General features: G+C 48.0%; 1 protein-coding gene. It reads right to left on the bottom strand.

Annotated elements, in window-relative coordinates; genetic code table 11:
• On the bottom strand, positions 1 to 1,044 hold a 1,044-nt coding region (locus R7R78_RS24420; RefSeq protein ID WP_225474412.1), incomplete at its 3' end, for a sigma-54-dependent transcriptional regulator.
• Positions 1,045 to 1,083: the final 39 nt, after the last annotated feature.

Consider the following 1,083-nt stretch of genomic DNA (forward strand, 5'->3'; position numbering starts at 1 on the left):
ACGTTGAATAACGTTCTCTAATTCACGAATATTGCCCGGCCAGTGATACTGACTCAGAGCGCTGATCGCATCCTGAGATAAGTGACAGCGGCTGCTATCTTGATATTTTTCAACAAAGAATTGGCTGATCGGTAAAATGTCTTCTTTTCTTTCGCGAAGTGGTGGCCAATGCAATGGCAACACATCCAATCGGTAGTAAAGATCTTCACGGAAGGTGCCTTTTTGCACTTCTTCTCGTAAATCTTTGTTGGTTGCTGCAATCACTCGAATATCAAGCTTGATGGCTTTGTGACTGCCCACACGTTCCACTTCTCGCTCTTGAAGTACACGCAAAAGTTTGGCTTGGACTGCAGGAGACATTTCACCGATTTCATCTAACAAAATCGTGCCGCCGTTTGCTTCTTCAAACTTACCGCTTTGCGAATTCGTCGCGCCAGTAAACGCGCCTTTCACATGACCAAAAAGCACCGCTTCTAGCATCGATTCAGGAATCGCGGCACAGTTCACTGCAACAAATGGGCCATTAATGCGAGGAGAGTGTTCGTGTACATATCGAGCCAACACCTCTTTACCCGTACCAGACTCACCCGTGATCAACACACTCGCGTTCGTACACGCTGCACGGTGCGCCAATTGAAGTACCTGCTTACTGCGCCACGACTCAGCCACAATGTTTGCCATTGGTTTGCCAAGAGCTTCAACGCGCTTTAGCAAATTGATGAGCTGATTCGCTTCAAACGGACGCAACAAGTAATCGGTCGCGCCCGACTTCATAGTCTCTGCCGCCAAAATGCCTTGTTCTTGATCCACAATCGCAATCACAACGCCAGCATTACGCTGCTTCTGGTGACACGCAACAAACTCACGTACGCACATATCCGGTAGCGTAGAGCTCACTAACGTGATGCTTGCGCGCTCTTCTAACAGTGCGCTTCGCCCTGTACGTGTGTGCTTTGCGGTGTAACCGGCATTCTTCAGCACATCCAGTACAGGTTGAGCAAGGTGTTCGTTCGGCTCAACCAACAAAATATTCGTTTTCGTCATCATTGAACCTTAACCTTCTTTTGTTGAGTCTGTTGTTGT

It is taken from the genome of Vibrio sp. 2134-1, from assembly GCF_033339495.1.